Consider the following 628-nt stretch of genomic DNA (forward strand, 5'->3'; position numbering starts at 1 on the left):
CATCTTCCAGTTCGTATCGTTTAGGTGTTGTCATCGGAATGCCTCGATTCGTTTTTCCTCAGATTATACCTGAATTTTTAGTTTTCAGACAGTCCCTAGAGGAACAGCTAAAAATTCACTTAATTTTACAATCTACCATTTTCTCATAAAGATTTCTCATCAACAGCGGTTGACAAAGAGCCATTATAAATTAGATAATACATTAGAAGCTAGAGACAAGATTGTCTAGATAATGTGTGAGATAAAATTTTTGGCAGGTTATCATACATAAGATAAAATGTTTTTAAAACTGATAACGTATTTATTTCACAACAATTACGCATTTATTTTTGAGAAAAATATAAAGCAGGAGGATTACAATGCTGAAAACTTATTCTTTAACAAAAGATACATTATTAGTTTCGTCAGAATCAAATATCAATTCTCCTGTTGTTTATGTTTATGGTGACGAACGAGAATATATCGAATCTTTGGAACATAAATATAACCTTAAAATAGGCAATATACTAACGTTTGATGATCGAGTTGAATATGACACGATGATAGATCAGAACGATGAAAAAAGTTTGCTCGTAAGTTTTTTGTTTCCCGAGGTACATGAAGATGGGCATCTAGATAATCTGACGGC

Annotated in this window: 1 pseudogene; it reads left to right on the forward strand. The window is 31.8% G+C overall.

Features of this window, described 5'->3' with window-relative positions:
* Positions 1-359 precede the first annotated feature (359 nt).
* Positions 360-628: pseudogene (locus GB992_RS11345) on the forward strand (magnesium transporter CorA family protein); the annotation flags it as partial.

This window comes from Furfurilactobacillus milii (assembly GCF_009863985.1).
Taxonomy (GTDB): Bacteria; Bacillota; Bacilli; order Lactobacillales; family Lactobacillaceae; genus Furfurilactobacillus; species Furfurilactobacillus milii_A.